This window comes from Butyricimonas sp. RTP31003st1_G1_RTP31003_210430 (assembly GCF_040920905.1).
GTDB classification, from domain to species: Bacteria; Bacteroidota; Bacteroidia; order Bacteroidales; family Marinifilaceae; genus Butyricimonas; species Butyricimonas paravirosa.
In genome coordinates this window covers 1-17,244 of record NZ_JBCOSQ010000002.1, presented here as the reverse complement: position 1 = coordinate 17,244, position 17,244 = coordinate 1, and the positions used below count along the sequence as shown (strand labels likewise).

The 17,244-nt window shown below is 43.2% G+C and carries 13 protein-coding genes and 1 pseudogene; 4 read left to right on the top strand and 10 right to left on the bottom strand.

The features are described from left to right. Nucleotides 1-99: 99 nt before the first annotated feature. The 4 genes from AB5542_RS00800 to AB5542_RS00785 form a co-directional block, all read right to left on the bottom strand. The gene (locus AB5542_RS00800) at nucleotides 100-1,215 is read right to left on the bottom strand and encodes a FecR family protein (protein ID WP_087421007.1); all 1,116 of its coding nucleotides are present in this window, start codon (nucleotides 1,213-1,215) and stop codon (nucleotides 100-102) included. A gap of 353 nt (nucleotides 1,216-1,568) precedes the next feature. Then, entirely contained in the window at nucleotides 1,569-2,126 is a 558-nt protein-coding gene (locus tag AB5542_RS00795) for an RNA polymerase sigma factor (protein WP_279037827.1), read from the bottom strand. A 135-nt stretch (nucleotides 2,127-2,261) separates the two neighbouring features. Next, nucleotides 2,262-3,353 (bottom strand): TlpA disulfide reductase family protein, encoded by a 1,092-nt coding sequence (locus AB5542_RS00790; RefSeq protein ID WP_279037824.1) that lies wholly within the window; start codon nucleotides 3,351-3,353, stop codon nucleotides 2,262-2,264. 77 nt (nucleotides 3,354-3,430) lie between these two features. After that, the gene (locus AB5542_RS00785; RefSeq protein ID WP_279037821.1) at nucleotides 3,431-5,731 is read right to left on the bottom strand and encodes a sensor histidine kinase; all 2,301 of its coding nucleotides are present in this window, start codon (nucleotides 5,729-5,731) and stop codon (nucleotides 3,431-3,433) included. Nucleotides 5,732-5,841: 110 nt separating this feature from the next. On the opposite strand from AB5542_RS00785, the gene AB5542_RS00780 reads away from it, so the two are divergent. The 4 genes from AB5542_RS00780 (at nucleotide 5,842) to AB5542_RS00765 (ending at nucleotide 10,955) form a co-directional block, all read left to right on the top strand. Further along, entirely contained in the window at nucleotides 5,842-7,218 is a 1,377-nt protein-coding gene (locus AB5542_RS00780) for a glycosyltransferase family 2 protein (protein ID WP_279037819.1), read from the top strand. Between the two features lie 21 nt (nucleotides 7,219-7,239). Beyond that, nucleotides 7,240-8,172: a DUF4922 domain-containing protein gene (locus tag AB5542_RS00775; RefSeq protein ID WP_279037817.1), complete on the top strand. Its 933-nt coding sequence runs from the start codon at nucleotides 7,240-7,242 to the stop codon at nucleotides 8,170-8,172. A 2-nt stretch (nucleotides 8,173-8,174) separates the two neighbouring features. Continuing rightward, nucleotides 8,175-9,602 (top strand): SpoIID/LytB domain-containing protein, encoded by a 1,428-nt coding sequence (locus AB5542_RS00770; protein WP_279037891.1) that lies wholly within the window; start codon nucleotides 8,175-8,177, stop codon nucleotides 9,600-9,602. Between the two features lie 90 nt (nucleotides 9,603-9,692). After that, nucleotides 9,693-10,955, top strand: coding sequence for an MFS transporter (locus AB5542_RS00765; RefSeq protein WP_087421001.1), 1,263 nt, complete (start codon nucleotides 9,693-9,695; stop codon nucleotides 10,953-10,955). A gap of 85 nt (nucleotides 10,956-11,040) precedes the next feature. Here AB5542_RS00765 and AB5542_RS00760 read toward each other — a convergent pair whose 3' ends face one another. From AB5542_RS00760 to AB5542_RS00735, 6 genes and pseudogenes are all read right to left on the bottom strand, one after another. Beyond that, on the bottom strand, nucleotides 11,041-12,222 hold the full coding sequence (locus AB5542_RS00760) for a thioredoxin family protein (RefSeq protein WP_279037814.1): 1,182 nt from the start codon (nucleotides 12,220-12,222) through the stop codon (nucleotides 11,041-11,043). Between the two features lie 51 nt (nucleotides 12,223-12,273). Then, on the bottom strand, nucleotides 12,274-13,566 hold the full coding sequence (locus AB5542_RS00755) for a BT_3987 domain-containing protein (RefSeq protein ID WP_279037811.1): 1,293 nt from the start codon (nucleotides 13,564-13,566) through the stop codon (nucleotides 12,274-12,276). Nucleotides 13,567-13,582: 16 nt separating this feature from the next. After that, nucleotides 13,583-14,620, bottom strand: coding sequence for a hypothetical protein (locus tag AB5542_RS00750; RefSeq protein ID WP_279037810.1), 1,038 nt, complete (start codon nucleotides 14,618-14,620; stop codon nucleotides 13,583-13,585). A 21-nt stretch (nucleotides 14,621-14,641) separates the two neighbouring features. Then, a complete protein-coding gene (locus AB5542_RS00745; protein WP_140402583.1) occupies nucleotides 14,642-15,184 on the bottom strand; it encodes a hypothetical protein in 543 nt (180 codons plus the stop codon). Nucleotides 15,185-15,197: 13 nt separating this feature from the next. After that, the gene (locus tag AB5542_RS00740; protein WP_288215157.1) at nucleotides 15,198-16,613 is read right to left on the bottom strand and encodes a RagB/SusD family nutrient uptake outer membrane protein; all 1,416 of its coding nucleotides are present in this window, start codon (nucleotides 16,611-16,613) and stop codon (nucleotides 15,198-15,200) included. 12 nt (nucleotides 16,614-16,625) lie between these two features. Then, a pseudogene (locus tag AB5542_RS00735) lies at nucleotides 16,626-17,244 on the bottom strand (SusC/RagA family TonB-linked outer membrane protein); the annotation flags it as partial.

The window sequence follows — 17,244 nt, the reverse complement described above, 5'->3', positions numbered from 1 at the left end:
TTATTACAGTTTATAAATCACTCACGAAAAATAGTGTTGATTCATTTCGTGAATGGTATTTGTCAATTGAAAACGGGGAGGGTGAGAGCTCCCTGTTTTTTATTTACGTGATATTCTTATCTTTTTTCCCGACACGTCAAATTTCACATCTGTCACCGTCTCGATCATTTCCAGCAAGTAACTTGCCGGACGGTCTTTCTCCGCGGCCCCGCTGAATCGCAAGTCCCGCAACGTATCGTCCGCATATTCCACGTTACAATCATACCAACGATTCAACTTGCACACGATGTCCTCCAGCCGCATATTTTCAAACTTGAACTTTCCCCGCATCCATGACACGTACAACTCCGGGTCCTCCGCCTTGATTTTAATCTTTCCATTATCCTTTTTATATTTAAAGGTCAATCCCGGTTCCAAGACATAGGTTTCCTCCTGATCACGCTTGTTCACCACTACCTGCCCCTCGACCAAAGTTGTCGTTACCCGGCTATCATCCGCATAATCAGAAACATTAAAGGTAGTTCCTGTTACCCGGACATTCACGTTGGATGTTTTCACGAAAAAAGGATGAACGGATTTTTCTACCTCAAAATACGCCTCCCCCTCCAATTCCACCGTTCGATTTTCTCCCGTGAAAACGACCGGGTATCTTAGCGATGAACAAGAATTTAACCGAACCCGGGAACCGTCGGACAAAAGCACCAAATACTCGCCCCCGGTTGGTACCGTGATCTTATTATACACGGGTTCAACTTCTTTTTCCCGGACACCGGTATAATCCAGCACCTTTGCGGAATCATTTTCAATAACCTGCCCTCCCCGTTCCTTGATAATCGCCGTTCCCGTTAACGGAATACTTCGCCCGTCACTCAATTGTAACATCACGACACCCTTTGCTGGTAACAAATCCTGATGAACGGTTTCCACCGGATGATTCCCCCTCTTCTCTTTGGCCAGATAAAAAATACCTCCCCCCACGGAAAACATGATGATCAGCATGGCTGCATAACTAAAAAACAAGCTTCTCTCCCGTCCCCGCATTTTACGCTCGATTGAATACCACAGCTGTTCCAATTTCTTCCGGGGAATCTCGGGTAACTGCTCCACCTCGTCATCCTGTTGTCGATACCAACGCACGATCCGTTCTCGTTCCTCCGGTGTACACGTGTTCTCCCGGTACTTCTTCAATAAATCGTATATTTCATCTACTCCCATATCGTTTCACTTTACATTAATTCCCGTTCACTTTCACACTTCACAACATAATTGTTATCAAACCTTAATCCCTTTCGGAGAAATATCGTGTTTTTCATCGGTTATCCGACTGTATTCCATGACACTTACACCTACGTCTCACCTATAACTCTTCGATAAGTTACCGATAAGTCATCGATAAGTCACCGAAACACGGCGTTCATTTTACCCTGACTTTACCCTGATATACAATCAAGATACCGACGAGTCACCGACGAGAGTCACCACAAACACTACATAAAAAAGCCTGGAGTCCCTTTATTTATTCCGAGCTGTCATAAATAGGACAACTCCATACATCAAGTAGTACTATTCTATAAACAAAAATTTTCTCGACTAATTTCTTTCCGCAGTCTTTTCAATATATCAGTCAATTGATTTTTAACCGTTTGTTCCGACACGAATAATTTATCGGCAATCTCTTTCACCGACAAATGTTGTTCTCGACTCAACATATACACGGACCTTAATCGGGGAGGGAATTTACGAACGATATGTTTGATCTTGTCATCCAGATCCGCCGCCACGATCTCAACCCAAGTATAATCATCGGCCTCGCTCTTACCTTCCCCGGACATCTCGTGATAACGATCCCGAATCTGTTCTTTCTTGATCGAATTTAAGATATGGTTTCTCAACCAGACTAGTAGATAATTTTTTACGGACGAAGTTATTTCCAGCGACTCTCTTTTCTCCCATACCTGAATAAAAAAATCCTGAAAAATATCGTCCGCATCAAAAGACGAATTTACACGCACCAAGATGTTCCGATAAATCAGATTAGAATAGCGGGTATACAAATCCCGAAATGCAGAAACCTTACCTTCACGCATCCCTTCAATAATATCTATATCTGATTTATCCGATTGCATCTAATATCTCCCTATGCACACGTTCATGATGATCAAATATAACCCATTTTCAGACACAGTCAAAACATTGCACAAACTTTTTATCTAATAATCAATAAATAATAAATTATTATTTACACTAAAACTTTAATTATATCATTCTATCATCAGGCTGTCCAGCATCTGTTCCAGTTGTTTTCCGCGTAAAAAACTCCCCACAATCCGGTTATCACTATCCAACACGAAAATGGAAGGTACTGCACTTATTTTATAACGTTGTGCTGCTGAACATTTCCACCCTTGCAAATCCGACACGTGCTTCCATGTCAAACCATCCTCCCGGATCGCTTTGACCCAAGGTTCCCGTTTTGAATCTAAAGACACGCTTAGAATCTCCAATCCCTTGTCTTTATACTTCTGATACAGGGCCACCACATTGGGATTTTCCGCACGACAAGGGCCACACCAAGACGCCCAGAAATCCAGCACTTTCACTTTTGCTTTCACAGAATACAAAGACAAAGAATCTCCTTCTGGTGTTAACAAAGTGAAATCAGGAGCTATCTCTCCTACTGCGGTAATTTTAGCATCCCGGTAACGTTGCGTGATCACTTGCCCGTAAGGACTACTCTTCATCTCCTCGCTTAAACGATCGTACATCGGTTTCAAACGCTCGAAACGCATTTTCGGGTGATGCCGGGAGACGAGGTAAACAGCCACCAACGTGTTACCCCGTTCTGCCAGGATTTGTCGTTCAGTCTCATTATAGATGGAATCTAACCGTTCCTCTTCTTTAATAAGCTGTTCACATCGGCTCCAATCTTTTTGCTCACGAGCTTCTCGGAAAGCCTTCTCCATCTCCGGCATATCCTTGTATATTTCAGCTTTCACATCATTAAACTCGTTACTGATTCTTTGAAGTTCTCCTCCTGTCACAACGGGACGTTCTCCGGAAACCTTAACCAGAAACGGGACATTCTCCAAAAATAACGGGATAGATTGTCGTTTCCCGATTCCCCGTATCTGGGCTATCCGGGGTTCGGGGATCTTTCCCTCGATTTTGAATTTCCCGTTCTCGACAACACTCATCCCCAGCGTGTCCCACTGGCTATTCATGGCTAAAGCCACCAAGTAAATCGTTCTGCCATTTTCCACATCCGGGACAACACCATCAATCGTGAAACCTTTATTTATATCACATCCGGCTAATAAGGCCAAACAAAAGATTAAGAAAAAATTCTGTTTCATACGTCTTTTATTAATTCCACAAACAATATCAAATAAAAGACAATTGAACAACTAGAAAAGTACTATTATAAAGCGAATTATTCTTCAGAAAGCGGGTCCAAGTGCAACGGGTGGCAAACCACAAAACGGGCCCCCTCTTTATAATCCCCATCCACCCAAATGTCTCCGCCCATCATCGTGATCGTCAACTTACATATGGCCAATCCCAAACCGGTACCCTGCACGTATTCATCCAGTTTCTCGAAACGTTCGAACACCTTCTTCTGTTTATCCTCCGGAATTCCCCGTCCCGTATCGGTCACGCTAAAATAAACACAATCCTGCTCTTCATTGATCTCGATTCCCAGCGTGATACTCCCCTGTTCTGTGAACTTATTGGCATTCGACAACAAATTAATCAATATCTGTTGCAAACGTTGCACGTCTGTCTCCAGTATAAATTCTTCACAGGGTGTCCGGAACACGTACTCCACCACATCCCGTTTCCCGTAACTAGTTGTCGCCAACACGCTCTGGCACAAAGAAACGATCTCAACCTCCTCGTAAGACAACTTCAATCGTCCCGTCTCCAAACGGGATATATCCAGAATATCATTGATCAAGCGAAGTAATAAATCTGAATTTTTTTGGATGATAGCCACGTACTCATGACGGCTTTCCGCATCACAATCGTCCGAAGTCAGAACCCCGGAAAATCCCACGATAGCATTCAACGGGGTACGAATCTCGTGACTCATGTTAGCCAAAAATGCAGACTTCAACCGATCAGACTCCTCTGCCTTTTCCTTTGCCTTCCGTAACTCTAGCTCCGCTTGCTTTTGCTTGGTCATATCCTCCATACGCACCACGACACCCAACAAATTATTATCATCATCAAAAACAGGATTCGCCAACATATACACGTAATAATTCCCATGTTTCACAACAACATCAGCCACTTTTCCCGTTTTCATGGCCATTACCGCCGGACAGAAAGAACAAGGTTCATCCAGTCCTCTCAAAACCTTATAACAAACTTGGCCCTTGGAACTTTTAATTTTTTCCGGATCGACATCATAATCAATCCCGTTATGCCATTTTATCGTGAAATCCGGATGAATAAACTTGATCCCGGAATTAACATTATTCAGTATTAAGATATTATCTTTCTGGGCCTGCCACAAGGCATCTTTAAAACGTTTGGTTCTAAAATAGAAATATAAGGCTAGGAAAAAACCGAACAGTAGAACTAAAAAAGCCGAAACAACCCCTATAATCTGGTATTTATATTCCTCGAAATAGGACAACTTCTTGTTGTAAAGAACAGCATTCTCGACCTCCGCTTTATTCAAGAATCCCTCTGAACATAACTTGGTATAATCAAAACAATACTCGTTCGGAATGACCTGCATACCCGCCAGCACGGTCGAATCATGTTGTCTCTCTAACGCCAAAGCTTGTTTGGCCATATCTTTTCCGACAGTCCGGTACTTCGGTACACATCCCCCGACAGCCCAATGCCCCATCCCGATAGAAGTAATCGTGAAAGCCGGAATTTTAGGATTCGCCATCATCATCGAATACGTAGCATTCCGCATAAAATAACCATCATTTTTATCTACTCGCCACGTCCCCAACAAGATAACCGTTTTCTCCGGTAACCGGGCAATAGCATCACTGATCGAATAAATCGTGTGTTTCCGGCCATCCAAAAGAATCAAATCCAGCTCTGGGAATTTCTCTTTCATCTTCTTCTTCACCAAAGCCTGCAGAGAGACTCCCCCGTAACTATTATCCGTGATAAAAGCGATATGCTTGGTTTCCGGGTAAAAATCCAGAATTAACCGAAGATTCGCTACCACGTCATACTCGTAAGCAAAGCCAAAAACCTCTAATTCCCGAATATTATCACTCATCACGTCCACACTCTCCGCCTCCCAGTTCTCCAAATCGGTACCCTCCTCCGGTAACAAGACTGCATTCCGACTCACCATCCCTCCCATGATCGGGACATCCCGGGTAATCAGTGAATCCTGAGACCAATAAGCCGTCCATGCCTCCTGCCCCAACAGAATAATGAGCTTCGGTAAACCCTTTTCGATATTCTTATCCAGTAATTCTTTCATCCGCCCTTCCCATGTACAAGCCTCGGAGAAACTTTTACAATTCATATTCTCTATGTCAATCGAAAATTTTCCACCAAGTAGGCCATATTCTTCTATAAAATCCGATATATTCCTAGCCGTCTGGGAAGTTTCCGGGTTGTAGGAACTGATAATTAATATCCGGGAATCGGGCTCACCGGTCCCTCCTTTTGTTGTCCAGGAAACGAACAACAAAACAAGTAACACCCCCGTGTACCTAAGATTCCTATATAGCTTTATAAAAAACTCCAACATCTTCTATTTGTAACTTCGCAAAGATATTTATTTTCACTTAAAATACGCCAAAATTCATGCACTTTCTACAAAAAGATATATCTTTGGCTTAAACCTTAAATTTGTAATTTATGTCTATTATTTCTTGTACCGTTTCCCGGCTAAAAAGGGACGAACAAACAGAGACCTACGTGCATTTTGAACAAACGGCCACGTTACGGGAAATCGTTACCACGATAGATTCACCTTATGTCTTTTTCTACACGAAATACCCGACTCCACGATTAGGAGAACACGCACAAAAACGTTTTCTTCAGGTAGCACAAGCCACGGGAGCCGTCATGCTTTACTCGGATTATTACACGGAACAAGATGGTTCGCAAACGGCACACCCGACTATTGACTATCAATTGGGGAGTGTCAGGGATGATTTTGATTTCGGATCGATACTTTTATTCAGAACAGACGTTTTAAAAAAAGTGATCAGCGAAATGGACTCGGAGTACAATTTTGCCGCACTCTACGATCTACGCCTGCGTCTTTCCCGGGAAGGATTGATTTTCCGGATTCCCGAATTCCTGTACTCGGAAAAGGAACACGATCCCCGACGTTCCGGTGAAAAGCAATTTGATTACGTGAACCCTCGTAACCGGGAAGTACAAACTGAAATGGAACAGGCTTTCACGGCTCACTTGAAGGCCATAGGCGCCTACTTGCCTCCTGTATTCAAAACCGTCCCGTTCCAAGACGAGCATTTTGAAACTGAAGTCTCGGTTATTATTCCCGTCCGCAACCGGGAAAAGACCATCGCGGAAGCGATACGATCCGTCTTTTCACAACAGACCAATTTCAAGTATAATATTCTCGTTATCGACAATCATTCCACCGACGACACGACCGCTATTGTTAAAAAGATGGCCCAAAAGCACTCGCAAATAATCCATATCATTCCCCCTCGCACCGACCTCGGCATCGGGGGATGCTGGACACATGCCATCATGAGCGAACATTGTGGACGATTCGCCATCCAGTTGGATAGTGATGATTTGTACATCAGTCGACACGTTCTCCAACGCATTGTCGACACGTTCCACAAACATCAATGTGCCATGATTATCGGTAGTTACAAGATGGTTAATTTCAAGCTGGAAGAAATACCTCCCGGCATCATTGACCACAAGGAATGGACGCCGGACAACGGGCGTAACAACGCCTTACGTATTAACGGGCTGGGGGCGCCCCGAGCATTTTACACGCCATTACTCCGGCAAATCAGAATCCCGAACGTCAGTTACGGGGAGGATTATGCCACGGCACTCGCAATCTCCCGTGAATACCGGATCGAACGTATTTATGAACCGCTATATTTATGTCGTCGCTGGGAAGGTAATTCCGACGCGGACTTGAACATCCAACGTGTAAATGCGAATAATTACTATAAAGATAAAATACGTATGATTGAAATATTGGCAAGGCAACAGAGAATTGAAAATGAAGAACAATCTTAAATCAAAAATTAATTCCTTATCATGTTTTTCGACGAATTTACGAAATCACAACTAGCCTCCTGGCCCTTGGCCCGGAATAATTACGAACGCTTGCGGAATGTCATTTATCGTACGATTGATTTCGATGGGTTCCAGATTCGCATCCAGTACAACCCGGACCGGATTCAATCGGCCGTGGCTAAAATAGACGAGCAATCAATCAAGGCAAGAGCCTGTTTCTTGTGTAAAGGAAACATTCCGCCGGAACAAACTAGTTTCGATTATAACCCCACACTGGATATACGGGTAAACCCTTATCCAATATTCGATCGCCATTACACGGTTCCGGCCAAGCAACACATTCCCCAGCTCATCAAGGGACATTTCCAAGATATGCTGGCCATTGCACAAACTTATCCGGAGTACACGATCTTTTATAATGGTCCCCGTAGCGGAGCCTCCGCCCCGGATCATTTTCATTTCCAACTGGTACCCCGTCACATCATGCCCCTGGAAACCGATGTAAACTCCTGCCCGAAAGAAATCTTGTGGACTTCCGAATCACGGGAAACCACAATCGAAAGTATTCATCACTACCTCCGCAAGAATATCATACTTCATTCAAACAACCGGGAGCAACTAATGGATATTTTCGAGCAATTAGTGTCACTCGTGGGCCAAATCACCCCGAACGACCCAGAACCCATGATAAACCTCTTTGCCTGGTACGAAAACAACGAATGGTGGGTAGTCATGTTTCCCCGTCGTCAACACCGCCCGTGGCAATTCTTCGCGGAAGGAGATGAAAACATACTGTTCAGTCCCGGCTGTGTAGACTTTGCCGGTCTGATCATCTCACCCCGGGAAAAAGATTTCAACCGTCTGAACGCTCCCTTGCTGGAAGAACTTTTTTCCCAGCTAACCCTTACCGACGAACAGTTTGAGAATTTACGATTTATGATTTACGATTTATGAAGATGAAAGAACCTGTAACTTGTAATCGATCAACTTGTAATTCGCCGCAGGCGATCACTCTTTCCATTGGCATCCTTTTCGCTCCTGCCATCACCTTCCGTTTGAACGGAACCTACTGGAACAAGGATCAAAAATATTCCGGAGAATATACCATTTCCAAAGAAGGAAAGGACTTGATTCTACATTCACCTTCAGGAACACAGATCGTACCGGATCACTTCACCCTTACACCGGAGAACGATGAAACGGCAAACTTCGATTTGTTAAATGTCATGATCGGGATCAATTTTCACTGGCAACGCACGGAAGACCAGAAGTTCAAAGGTACATTGAAAATCATGGACGAGGGAAAACATCTGACAGCAATCAACATATTACCCCTAGAAGATTATTTACTAAGCGTGATCTCTTCCGAAATGAGTGCCACCTCATCTTTGGAACTCCTGAAAGCCCACGCGATCATTTCCCGCAGTTGGCTGATCGCACAAAAAATAAAGAGCGAGAAACTAACCGACACTTACCAGTCCTGCATACAGGATGAACAACAATATATCCGGTGGTATGACCGGGAAGACCACGAGCATTTCGACGTGTGCGCAGACGATCATTGTCAACGCTACCAAGGTATTAGCAAAGCCTACACGCCATTTGTCCAACAAGCCATTGAGGCCACCCGGGGGGAGGTCCTTGTGTATGACGGAGAGATCTGCGATGCCCGGTTCTCCAAATGCTGCGGGGGAGTAACCGAGTATTTTGAAAACACCTGGGAACCCGTGAATCATCCCTATCTTACAAAAGTGATTGATAGCGATACCCAGTCTTCAACTCCCGACTTATCCCAAGAAGAGAACGCCCGAAAATGGATTCTCTCCACCCCGGATGTATTCTGCAATACCCGGGACAAGGCTATCCTGTCCAACGTTCTCAACGACTATGATCAGGAAACTCAGGACTTTTTCCGCTGGCAAGTATCCTACACTCCCCCGGAACTATCTGCATTAATAACATCCCGTATCGGGATAGACTTCGGGGACATTCAATCCATAGAACCCGTGGAAAGAGGTGTCTCCGGGCGCATCACCCGTCTCCGCATCCAAGGTTCAAAACGAGACATGATTATCGGGAAAGAACTTGTCATTCGCAAAGCTTTCTCCCAATCCCACCTGTATAGCTCGGCCTTCATCGTGGAAACAGAGAAAGATACCTCCGGAGCTATTACCCGTTTCACCTTGAAAGGTGCGGGATGGGGACACGGAGTCGGTCTCTGCCAAATCGGAGCTGCCGTCATGAGTGCCAAAGGCTATGATTACAAGCAAATCCTCTCGCACTATTTCCCCGGCACCCAACTTGAAACTATTAAAAATGCAAACTCCTCCGTCAGCTTTGCTGCCACCTCCTCTATAAACAGAGGAGGAGCTGGCAAGTCTTAACGAAAAACGGCGAGCAACTCAACTCTCCCTCTGTTTATAGAGGGAGTACCCCGAAGGGGGGAGGGAGTTCAAAATCTAAAATCATAAATCATGAAATCTAAAATCACTAAATCGGCCTGGTCCTGGATCCCCACTCTATATTTCGCACAAGGTCTACCCTATGTCGTTGTCATGACACTTGCCGTTATCATGTTCAAACGGTTGGGAATAAACAACACGGACATAGCCCTCTACACGAGCTGGCTTTATTTACCCTGGGTGATTAAACCCCTATGGAGTCCGCTGGTAGACATCGTGAAGACCAAACGCTGGTGGGTGATCACCATGCAATTAGTGATCGGTGGAGGATTAGCCGGAATAGCACTGACTCTTCCCGGACCTCATGCCTTCCGCTACTCGTTAGCATTCATGTGGTTATTAGCTTTCAGTTCTGCCACCCACGACATCGCAGCAGACGGGTTCTATATGCTGGGACTCGACACCAAGAAACAAGCCTTCTTCGTCGGTATCCGTAACACGGCTTACCGCCTCGCCATGCTCACCGGACAAGGATTGATTGTCATGTTTGCCGGTTGGCTTGAAAAGACCTATTCCTCCACGCTCCCGGAAGAGATTGCCGTTCCCAGGGCATGGTCAGTCACCTTCTATCTATTAGCAATCCTATTCGTACTTCTCTTCCTCTACCACCAATTCATCCTCCCCAAACCGGAAAATGATATTCCCATGAAAAACGGTAACCCGCTGAATGCCTTTTTCCAAACCTTTATTACCTTCTTCCAAAAGAAAGGAATCATTGCAGCCTTAGCCTTTATTCTGCTCTTCCGTTTTGCAGAATCACAACTTGTAAAAATCGCTTCCCCTTTCTTACTGGACAATCCCGAAGTCGGTGGCTTGGGACTAAACACCATGCAAGTCGGCACCATCTATGGAGTCGTTGGCCTTATCGCCCTCACGATAGGCGGAATCCTAGGCGGTATCTTCATGGCCAAGAATGGCCTAAAACACTGGATCTGGTGGATGACCGCCGCCATGAACCTGCCTAATATCGTGTACGTTTATCTGGCATTCGTCCACCCTTCCAACATCTGGCTAATCTCCTCCGCCGTCGCCATCGAACAATTCGGTTACGGGTTCGGTTTCACGGCCCTCACCTACTTCATGATGCTCTTCAGCAAAGGTCCGCAGCAAACCGCTCATTACGCCATCTGCACCGGATTCATGGCCCTCGGCATGATGCTCCCCGGCATGATCTCCGGCTATATCCAAGAACTGATCGGCTACCAACACTTCTTTCTCTGGATCATGCTTTGTACCATCCCCAGTTTTATTGCTGTGAAATACATCAAAATATGAAAGTCGTTCGAAAACGAACGACTTTCCCAAACAATATAAAACACAAACACATGAATATCCCTTATCTCAACACTCTTATAACATTTTATTTCCTATCATAGAAATGCGGATTCAATATTTTAGTCGCTAAAGTATCTACTCGCATCGCCTCTTTCTCATATCCGGCAGCCCTCAACATATCTCGTTTCAGATACATCAACCGGGAACGGATTCCTGCATCTTTTTGACTCTCTACAACCCGATCAAGTTTCTCTATTCCGGACAGGATTTGTTCCGGACTTCCATTCTCCTTTAACTTCTCGCAAAAGATATACACGTATTCTCCGACCTTCTCATCACCGACACCGTATTTCTTAATAAAACGTTTCAAATATTTTAAAACATCATCATAATCACCTTGATAGGCCATCTCTGCCATGTTTAACACGAACAAACTGAAATCCCTCTCCTTCCAATCCATAGAATTGATGCAGTCTCTGAAAGCAACTAATTTTTGGTAATTCTTTTCCGATCTTCCCCGGTCAACCCTCCCCACGTTGTCTTTGACCTGCCAAGTCAAAACTTCTTCTAATTTACTTTTTACTCGTTCATCACCTATTTTAGTGGCTATCTGCTCCCGTCCATGCCAAGCTAATTGAAAAACTGGCATCAAAGCATCATTCCCCTCTTTTTCAAATAAACTCCAATTTTCCGGTATAGCTAAACGTTCCACTGTCATATCTTTAAAATATCCGGCTAATACCTCACTATATTCTCCGTAATACAAAGATTTTAACACTCTCAGATAAGGAATAAGCAAAGCCTCCCCTCGCTCTCCCGCCTGATAACGTTCCCGCATTCCCGCCAAATTCCGTTTACCATCCAAAGCTTCCCGTCCAAGCTCCAACATCCCCGATTCATCAATTCCCCCCAAAAATCCATGCACGATTTTCAAAGTTGAAGGATTCACGAATAACAACAAGGGAATAGATGAGATTTTAGGCATATCCAAAAACTCCGGAGACTTATCTCTCTCTATATCATAGGAAACGCTCACGAAGTTCTCGTTATAAAAGTCTGCAACAACATTCCTGCTGAACACGTCTTTCACCAAAGCCTTACACGGGTTACACCATACGGCATTGCAATCGATAAAAAGTAATTTATTCTCTTCTTTCGCTTTCGCTATAACTCGCTGCCAATCCGCTTTTTCCAATCGAATAGAACGATCTTGTGCGTACGTGGAACCACATATCCATACACTTAAAAACACAAAAAACAAACGCATTTTTTTACTTTTAGATGACAAGGGAGATAATCTCCCTTGTCAGTTACAATACTACTTATCTTTTATTTCTCCCATTGCCGCAACCTCTCTAAAACCGATATATGGAGAATTCTCCCATTCCGCTATATTTATTTTGATATGCTTTCCTGTAATCTTCGGAAAATATACTCGTTGAGCGTCAAGATTAGGTTTTCCTCCCTCAGTTTTAAAATTATAAGTCCCGGCTAGTTCCCATTCCTCCTTATCCATGCTGACATAAATCTCTGCTTTTTTTTGTCCCACCTTATTGGGGTCATAATCTTGAACATACATTTCCACACCTGTAAAGTTAGCCACTTTATTTTCATCTTTAAGCGATAATATCACCCAAAACTCTGATGCCTCACCTGCCGCCATCCAATTGTCTCCCAAAGAACCATCAATTAAAATATCCCCACTTCCTTTCCACGTCTTGGATACTGATGCTTCCCAGTTACTTTGAGCTATCATATCATTAAAAAACAAGAAATATTTTCGATCACTCAGAGGATCAACACTAACACCCTGACTATCTACATCCATCCTTATTGGCAATAGAGAAACACCTACCGGAATCATATCCCCCTTCACGTTAAACAACACTTTTTTCTCCGTCTCTTTTCTTTCAAAACTGACCTGACTTGTCTCCCAGGTAACAGCCTCGGAAGGCACAGCCTCATAATCCGCACCGTACTCAGCATTAAAATCGCTCACAAGAGTAGCATCAGCAAAAAAGTTCACCGGTATAGTCAAACGATTATCAAAATTCAAGGAACATGAGAAATCCAAGCTTAACTCGTCTTCATGATGAAAATACACGGAATCAATTCCGGCTTCAATCAAAGCCAAGGGCTGCAACACATTAAAAGCAACAATCACAGTCCCGTAACGATCCTCTGCAGCCTGCCCATTAACATAGATACGATAAGGTAATGCGTACTCTATTTTTCCATATGTTCCCAATTCCACAATCTTATCCGGAGAACACATCACTTTGAACTTGGCATATTTCATCTCATCCGTTACCTCAAACACAGTTTGTTCCGCATGATAACAAGATTCCGGCAAAAGTTTTAACGTTGTCCCGTGTTCTTGATTATAATTATCCAACACACTCGCATCTACCACGTACTCGACTTTAGATACCCCTTTATCTGCCCAACTTTTGGTTGCCCACAAATAAACAGCTTGATCTTCCTTAAAATTGTAAATGGTCTCCTCCACGTAATCCCTTACCTCTAAAGTCACGTCCGAGGATTCCACGTCATCATTTGAACATGACGCAAATACCCATAAACTTAAAAATATATAACAAAATCTCTTCATAACTTTCTATTTAATGCTATTCCACGTCCTCAACATTTCCATCCCGTACACAACGAACGGCTATCGCAATCCCCTTCAATTCCATCTCTTTCATCTCCCAAGGATCATCCTTCCAATCCCCGGAATTGGTAGCCTGCAAAACCCAAACTTTTTTAGTCTCAGGATTCCATGTTGAAGTCCATAACATACCATGTTGCCACTGCCAGTTTCCCCCAGGTATTTGTTGATAACCAGACATCGCAACTCCCAACTTTTCACGTAAAGCTCTCGCAGCCGTTTTTTCTTGTTGAGTATTAAAATTAGCAACATTGGTCATATAAATTATTTTCTCACACTCTTCTTTTGTCGGTAAACGCCACCCACCAGGGCAAGGAGTTTCTCCCCCCTGACTCCAATCCGAAAAATGTTCTCCCTCGGCATTCCATGACGGATCAAATTCCGGATATCCTCCCAAAAGAGTCTGCCCATTGGGATACGTGTAGTAACCTCCACGTCCATCATCTCCTCCGAATTCCTTATTGGCAACCGGAGTATTATTCCCCCAATGATAATAATTTCCCTTAAGTCCAGCCGCCATATTATTTGTTACGGTCTTATCAAAAGCCATCGTTGCACCCATATTTCGATCAATCACAAATAATCCCAACTCCGCTCTTAAATCCAAATACTTATAGACTCCCATGGTATTTCTTACCGTAATCCGACATTCTCCTTTCACATCTTTCCTTGTCGCACTTGTTGCAGAAATTACCACTTCACAATTTCTCACGGTTCCCCATTTCAGCTCTCCGGTTTCCGGATCTACATCTAACACCTCCGGAGTATCAGAACTCCACACGACAACAGAATCTACCGTATTAGTCGGAACACTCACATAAGACATAGATGGGAATTCACTATCTACATATAACGTGAAAGCACTGGGACTCACTAGAATCGTATTCACCGGTCCCCCTTCTGCCAAATCTTCCTTATAATCTTTTATATCACCAGCATAATCACATGCATAGAACATAGCTATCATGGATAACAACAAAAATATACCTTTTTTCATAATCTTAATTTTACCGAATTACTATTCTATGGTTATCTGGCATTTGGTAAATTGGGGATCACCCACTTTCACCGTTTCCGTATCCACCAACCGAATCAACAAAGTTAATTTCTCCGTCATTTCCGGATCTTTCCGCATCACCACGGGGACATCCACACGAAATGCATTTGCGGGAATCTTTAACAATTCGCGTAACCCCGGGTCATCAAACGCAACATAGTGTTTTCCCTCCACGGCTTGATTAGGAATCTCGTAAGAAAGCGAATCCACGATATTCCCCACGTGGTCATAGACATAATCCCAACCCACGGCTTTTTCCTGAACAAGTTTCAAATAACGGTCATAGTTTTTAGCACGTCCCATAGTCTGTACCGGAATCCAGCATGTATCATACTCTGCATTCGGATCAAGAGCCATACCCCATGAATATTCGACCACAATGTCCTCATCAAAATTCGTGGTATAAAATTGAACTGTATCATTTCCCGTGTAAGGTTCTAGTTTTTCCTCCTCACAAGCAATAAACATACAACAAACGAAAAGACTTAATAATATATTTCTCATAACGGTCTACAATTTATATAATTTCAGACTCTCTTCTAGGAATTGGTAAAACATACTGGGCCTCTGCACATTTCTGATTTCCCCACAACATTCTCTCCACTCCGAGACGTTTACTCATGTAAAACACCTGTCCTTCCCCGATAAACTCTTTATAATATTCTCTCTGCAATATATCCATACGACTCCCTTCCGTCAATTCCTTATACCCCATACCCCGGGAATTGCAAAATTCTTTATACAAAACATTAGCAACATCCAAGGGCGCACACTCTATCATGATCAAGTACATCTCTGCCAAACGAATCTGAGGTATCCAATTATTGTTATAAGCTTTATACTTATAAGTCGTAACATTTTGTGGCTCACCCGTAAAAACATCCGGATCAACTTTCCAACATAAGGTATACCTAAAATCATTTTTATCATCAAATAACCCCTCTATATTAGAGATTGGTGTTTTAAAATCAGCAGTATTATCGTTAAACTCTTGTTGCCAATTATAATATGACAAGTAATATCCAAATAAACACTCAGCTTTCAACGTGTTTACCGCCTCATCAGTACTTGTGATATTTATATCATTTGCAGTTCCCAATCGAAATTTGACACTTCCATCCGCATTTAGAGTTTCCTTCACCATTTGCGCGTATGTCAATGCACGTTCTTTATCTCCCATCCAAAGCGCAATTCTGGCTTTTAATCCCCACACGGCATAGTAATTAAAATGATTCTGACGCCAATAATACTCTAAACGATCATAATCATCTCCTCCATTCTTATTCAGCTCATTACAAGTATGAGTCAATAAAGGCTCATACTTGCCCAACAAAAACTCAGCCGAATCCAAATCTGCCTGCAATTTCTCCATGTACTCCCCATATGTATCATAAGTATTTACCTTTTTAGATACCTGTTGTACGTAAGGCAAATACCGGTAACTAGCATCAACATTATTCGGCATAGGTCCCCACAAACGTATCAAATCAAAATGGAGCATAGCCCGCATCCCCAAAGCCTCTCCTTTGATTATATTATACGATCTTTCCGGAAGGAAATCCTGCTGTTTTAAGTATTCCAGAATAGTATTAGCATGAGCAATCATATTATATTGATTCAAGAACACATCAGCTAGACGAGAATCCGCATCAGCATCCTTATATTGATGATCAATCAAACGTTGCTCGACACTCTCGGAACTAGCAATCCATATACTTGCCAAGAACTCAACATCTGAACATTGTAAATGCCCCGTAGGGCCATAATTTGAGCCCATAATAGAATACAAGCCATTTAATGCTTGCCAGAATCCCTCTTCTGTCTCGTACAATTTTGTTTTTTCGATCTCGTTTTCCGGACGTATTGTCAACCACTTATCACAAGAAGTCAAAAAGAAAAAACATACACCTAAACTTAGTATCACTTTTTTCATAACAAATTCTTATTAAAATGAACATGAAATTCCGAATGAGGGTTGAATCGCAAAAGGATAACTGGTTCCTCTCTCTTGCTTTATTGTCGACCAATGGAAAACATTACCGATACTTGCAGTCAATGCTAAACGGGAAAAACCTGCTTGTTGAACCCATTTTTGACGGAAATCATAAGTCACGCTTATATTGTTACACTCAAAAGTACTTTCATCCTGTATGTAACGATCCGTCATATAATAATTCTTGTAATCCAACCCTGAAAAAATCGCCTCATCCCCCGGATTCATCCAACGCTCACTGCTCACCCGACGGTCCACGTTAAAAGCTAAATTCACGTTCTCAATTTTATTTGCATAAGTTTGATTATACTGTTGTCCTCCCGTACGAATCGTGAAACCCGCATACACGGAGAACCCTCGCCAAGAGAAAGAAGTATTTAAACGTCCATCCAGTTTCGGCATACGATCTCCACAAACCACACGCTGTGAAACATCGTACTTGTAACTTTGTGTCCCGTCCTTATACAGATAAACCAACTGCCCCGTACTTGGATCTACACCTACAGTTGGAACAGCGTAAATAGCGTCGACACTGTTCCCCTCCTCGTAGACATAATACATTCCTGAGGAT

What these genes read in the sequence shown, in the direction of transcription:
- AB5542_RS00800 (WP_087421007.1), bottom strand. Translation starts at nt 1,215, where the DNA reads ATGGGAGTAGATGAAATATACGATTTATTGAAGAAGTACCGGGAGAAC.
- AB5542_RS00795 (WP_279037827.1), bottom strand. Translation starts at nt 2,126, where the DNA reads ATGCAATCGGATAAATCAGATATAGATATTATTGAAGGGATGCGTGAA.
- AB5542_RS00790 (WP_279037824.1), bottom strand. Translation starts at nt 3,353, where the DNA reads ATGAAACAGAATTTTTTCTTAATCTTTTGTTTGGCCTTATTAGCCGGA.
- AB5542_RS00785 (WP_279037821.1), bottom strand. Translation starts at nt 5,731, where the DNA reads ATGTTGGAGTTTTTTATAAAGCTATATAGGAATCTTAGGTACACGGGG.
- AB5542_RS00780 (WP_279037819.1), top strand. Translation starts at nt 5,842, where the DNA reads ATGTCTATTATTTCTTGTACCGTTTCCCGGCTAAAAAGGGACGAACAA.
- AB5542_RS00775 (WP_279037817.1), top strand. Translation starts at nt 7,240, where the DNA reads ATGTTTTTCGACGAATTTACGAAATCACAACTAGCCTCCTGGCCCTTG.
- AB5542_RS00770 (WP_279037891.1), top strand. Translation starts at nt 8,175, where the DNA reads ATGAAAGAACCTGTAACTTGTAATCGATCAACTTGTAATTCGCCGCAG.
- AB5542_RS00765 (WP_087421001.1), top strand. Translation starts at nt 9,693, where the DNA reads ATGAAATCTAAAATCACTAAATCGGCCTGGTCCTGGATCCCCACTCTA.
- AB5542_RS00760 (WP_279037814.1), bottom strand. Translation starts at nt 12,222, where the DNA reads ATGCGTTTGTTTTTTGTGTTTTTAAGTGTATGGATATGTGGTTCCACG.
- AB5542_RS00755 (WP_279037811.1), bottom strand. Translation starts at nt 13,566, where the DNA reads ATGAAGAGATTTTGTTATATATTTTTAAGTTTATGGGTATTTGCGTCA.
- AB5542_RS00750 (WP_279037810.1), bottom strand. Translation starts at nt 14,620, where the DNA reads ATGAAAAAAGGTATATTTTTGTTGTTATCCATGATAGCTATGTTCTAT.
- AB5542_RS00745 (WP_140402583.1), bottom strand. Translation starts at nt 15,184, where the DNA reads ATGAGAAATATATTATTAAGTCTTTTCGTTTGTTGTATGTTTATTGCT.
- AB5542_RS00740 (WP_288215157.1), bottom strand. Translation starts at nt 16,613, where the DNA reads ATGAAAAAAGTGATACTAAGTTTAGGTGTATGTTTTTTCTTTTTGACT.